3 protein-coding genes and 1 pseudogene are annotated in these 4,090 nt (G+C 47.4%); all 4 read left to right on the forward strand.

Annotated elements, in window-relative coordinates; all coding sequences use genetic code 11:
* Nucleotides 1-253, forward strand: a pseudogene (locus B3N33_RS10580) (ABC transporter substrate-binding protein); the annotation flags it as partial.
* Between the two features lie 59 nt (nt 254-312).
* Complete coding sequence (locus B3N33_RS10585) at nt 313-2,007, forward strand: ABC transporter permease (RefSeq protein WP_214078931.1); 1,695 nt, start codon at nt 313-315, stop codon at nt 2,005-2,007.
* Between the two features lie 4 nt (nt 2,008-2,011).
* On the forward strand, nt 2,012-3,091 hold the full coding sequence (locus tag B3N33_RS10590) for an ABC transporter ATP-binding protein (RefSeq protein ID WP_102819017.1): 1,080 nt from the start codon (nt 2,012-2,014) through the stop codon (nt 3,089-3,091).
* A 1-nt stretch (nt 3,092) separates the two neighbouring features.
* Complete coding sequence (locus B3N33_RS10595; RefSeq protein ID WP_292593299.1) at nt 3,093-4,025, forward strand: hypothetical protein; 933 nt, start codon at nt 3,093-3,095, stop codon at nt 4,023-4,025.
* The last annotated feature ends 65 nt before the right edge of the window (nt 4,026-4,090 follow it).

A 4,090-nucleotide genomic window follows, 5' to 3' on the forward strand; every position in this document is an offset into this window, starting at 1 on the left:
ATCCGTTTCGATTCTAAAGGGTGCCAGGAATCTCACCGATGCCCAGAAGTTAATTGACTGGGTTGTGTCAAAAGCCGGTCAGCAGCAGGTGGTTGATCAAAAAACCTTCTTCTACCCGATCAGGCCAGATGTTGACTTCGGCAGTCTGCAGCCTCTTTCGACCATTAACCTTGTTTCAGTAGATCCATCCTGGGCTGCAGAAAACAAGACCAGACTTATCGAAAGATGGATTAACGAAGTGCTTCCATACTAACGATCACTTAGATTTGCTTTGAGGGGGAGAAATCCCCCTCTTTAATAGGAGGTCGTCCTGTGGCTATAAGGGGAGAAGAAGCAAAAAATAGGTTTCTGAATCTTCTTAGGGATCCAGTTCTGCTTTTGATAATAGTCCTGATATTCGCTGCCCTGGCAATATTCATTGTCTATCCCCTATTCAGGGTTTTCGCGGTCAGTATGACCGACAAGGAGGGCAGATTTGACCTGAGCGCGTACAGCCACGCCTTCTCGAATCGATACATGAGGCAGGGCTTCTTCAACAGCCTTTTGGTGGCTAGCCTTACGGCAATATTCGGAATGCTTGTCGGGTATCTGTTTGCTTACACTCTTAACAGAACGGATATTCCGCTGAAGGGCTTTTTCAGAACCGTTGCCGTTCTGCCGATAGTCTTTCCACCGTTTATTGGCGCACTTTCTATCATAATGCTATTCGGATTCAACGGGATCATTACCGCCGGGATATTCGGGATCAGGAATTTCCCGGTGTACGGTTTATGGGGTCTCATGATGGCCCAGGTGGTCTGCTTTTTTCCGGTTGCCTTCATCACATTGGACGGCGTTATAGGAACCATCAGTCCGACACTTGAGGATGCCGCCTTCAATCTCGGTGCAAATCGATGGCAGGCCTTCAGGAAAGTAATTCTTCCGATGTCGGTTCCGGGTATTGCCAGCACAATGCTCGTTCTATTCATAGAATCGCTCGCCGACTTTGGAAATCCTTTGATTCTTGCAGGCAGCAAATTTCCCGTGCTCTCAGTTCAGGCATACCTGCAAATAACCGGAATGTTTGATACTAGAGGGGGCGCTGCCCTCGCGGTCTGGTTGCTATTCCCTTCCATAGTGGCATTCGTAATCCAGAAGTACTGGGTAGGGAAGAAGAAGTACGTCACGGTTACAGGGAAACCGACGACTTCCGTCCTGAAAAGCGTCAGTAAACCGGTGAAATGGATTCTATTCTCCCTATGTATGTTAATTGCGGTCTTCACGCTGACTATTTATGCAACTATATTCTGGGGAGCTTTCGTTAAGGCGTGGGGGATGAACAACACCTTCACCCTCGAGAATTTCAGATACGTCTTTGATGTTGGACTGGAAGCAATCAAGGACACTCTCATTATTGCTTTCACATCCACACCGATATCTGCCGTTCTTGGCATGATAATCGCGTTTCTTCTGGTTCGTAAAGTCTTTCCCGGAAGAAGAGTCATGGAATTCACTTCAATGCTAAGTTTCGCAGTTCCGGGAACAGTAATCGGAATAGGTTATATTCTTGCATTCAACAAGCCTCCGTTGCTGCTGACTGGTACTTTGGCAATACTCGTTCTCAATTTCGTCTTCAGATATATACCCGTTGGAATACAGTCGGGTGTTGCTTTGCTCAACCAGGTAGATCCTGCGATCGAAGAGGCGGCATATACACTTGGAGCAGATAACAGGCAGGTTTTCACGAAAGTGACGCTGCCCCTTATTATGCCGGCCTTCTTCTCCGCTCTAGTCTTTGCCTTTGTAAGGGCGATGACTGCAATCAGCGCGGCGATATTTCTTGTTTCGGCCAGATGGAACCTGATAACAGTTCAGATACTGAGTCAGAGTGATTCCGGACGTCTATCGGAAGCATGTGCCTTTTCTGTGCTGTTGATCGGTATGATTATGAGCTTCATTCTTATATTGAAGATCTTCCTGAAGAACAAAATTAGTCTATCCAGCGGTGGAACGGCGGGACAGGGGTGATTACATGAGTCTGATTCTGAGAAATGTTAGAAAAGTCTTCACGAGTTATGGTACAGAAACAGTCGCCGTTGACGACTTCGATCAAGAAATCGGAAAGGGGCAGCTTGTAACACTCCTGGGTCCTTCGGGATGTGGAAAGACGACCACATTGAGAATCATTGCCGGGTTCGAAGTTCCGACAAATGGTCGAGTTTTGCTGGATGGGAAGGACGTCACAAACCTGCCTCCCAATAGGAGGAGCATTTCGATGGTCTTCCAGAGTTACGCTCTCTTCCCTCACCTAACTGTGGAGGAGAATATCGCTTTTGGTCTGAAGCTGAAGAGACTTGATAAGAAAACCATGAAGAAAAAGATACGGGAGATGACAGACCTGGTGGGTCTTAAGGGTCTTGAAAAGAGACGGCCAGATCAACTGTCCGGCGGTCAACAGCAGAGAGTTGCATTGGCGAGAAGCCTTGTTATGGAGCCGAGCGTTCTTCTTTTTGATGAGCCGCTCTCGAATCTCGATGCGAAATTGAGGGAATCGATGAGGCTCGAAATCCGTCGAATACAGCAAGAGGTTGACATCACCAGTGTGTACGTTACTCACGACCAGGTAGAGGCGATGAGTATTTCCGATGTCATTGTGGTAATGAACGACGGAAAAGTAATGCAAATAGGAAGTCCGTTTGATATCTACGCCAGACCACAGAACAGTTTTGTAGCAGATTTCATCGGACGGGTCAATTTCATCGACGGGGAAGTGGAATCTGTCGACGGCGACTCAGTGACCGTGTTGTGCAGCTCTCTGGGAAAGAGGTTTGTGGGCAGTAAGGGAGGTGAATTCGCTGTCGGAGACAGTGTTAGGATAGTATTGAGACCGGAATCCCTTTCTGACAGGGAAGAAGACAAGATCAATATTCTTAATGGGAAGGTCTTGAAGTATGTCTTCCTCGGATCGAATGTTGAATATGAGATAGAACTTCCGGATGGAAAGAGGTTGAACGCAGTGACTTTCAACCCGATTGAAAGAAAGTTTCCCGTTGTAGGCAAGGAAACCGAACTTTTCTTCTCAAAGAAAAGTGCATGGGTCATAAAGAGCTGATATGGATGGTCATGATGTTCTGACCTATTACTGTCTGGATAGGTGCAAGGGCTTTCTCTCTGAGAAAGTAGAGGTTACGCCTTATACTTATGAAGAAGAAGACCCAGGCCCTTACAGTCTTTCAGAGAGAGGCTTCGAAGATTATCTGGGGCGACAGTACCTTTCCGATTCGGACGAAGAGCTGCGGTTGGATTTCTTCGAGAATTCGGTGCCGATCGAGGGCAAAGCCCCCGCCTGGCAGATAATGACCATCTACTCTTATGAACCTGATTTTGGAATGGACAGAGACCTAAAGCTCTCTCCACTGCAAAGGTTTATGGGAAGCAGCAGAATGTGGCGACATGAAGAGTATCACATCATACTTCGCTTTGGCGAAGTGACAAAGAGATTCCTTCATTTCGATCAAATGAGCGAACTAGCTATGCAAAAGGGTGACAGGTACTGGGCACTGAGATTTGCGGCCCGTGCCATTCACTATCTCGAGGACTGCGGAACCCCGTACCACACCTCTCCGGGGACCCTCTTCGAAGTACTCAAGATTCCTTTTCTTTACAAGAGGCAGTTCAAGAAGATAAGCACATTCCACAAATTCCACGACAGGTACTTAGGCTACCGGCTTTGGAGAGAGTACGGTACGTACATTGAAGAGATCAAGACCGCGGAGCCCAACGATCCAAAATCCCTAGAAGTCGTGGCTAAAACAACGAGAAGGGAAGCATTGCGGCTTCTTCCCGAGACCGAGCGATCAATCAAGACTTTGCTCGACGAGGACACGCCGATGTTTTCCGGAATAGAGTGCTCAAAAGATTACTATGACAATCTGGTTGCTTGTAAAGATACAAGCGAACTTGACCGAATAAGTCGTAAAGTGCTGAAGAACACCTCTTCAGCTGTGAAGACATACCTGAAGCATCTTGACCGGAGGTTCTCTTAGAAGATCCATTGGGGAAAGAGCCAAGGCACAGAAAAGCCTCTGGGGACGCAAAGCTGCCTTCGGCA

Source organism: Mesotoga sp. UBA5825, assembly GCF_002432955.1.
Taxonomy (GTDB): domain Bacteria; phylum Thermotogota; class Thermotogae; order Petrotogales; family Kosmotogaceae; genus Mesotoga.

Bases quoted from the DNA above. Each gene is read 5' to 3' on its own strand.
- B3N33_RS10590 (WP_102819017.1), top strand. From the start codon at position 2,012: ATGAGTCTGATTCTGAGAAATGTTAGAAAAGTCTTCACGAGTTATGGT.
- B3N33_RS10595 (WP_292593299.1), top strand. From the start codon at position 3,093: ATGGATGGTCATGATGTTCTGACCTATTACTGTCTGGATAGGTGCAAG.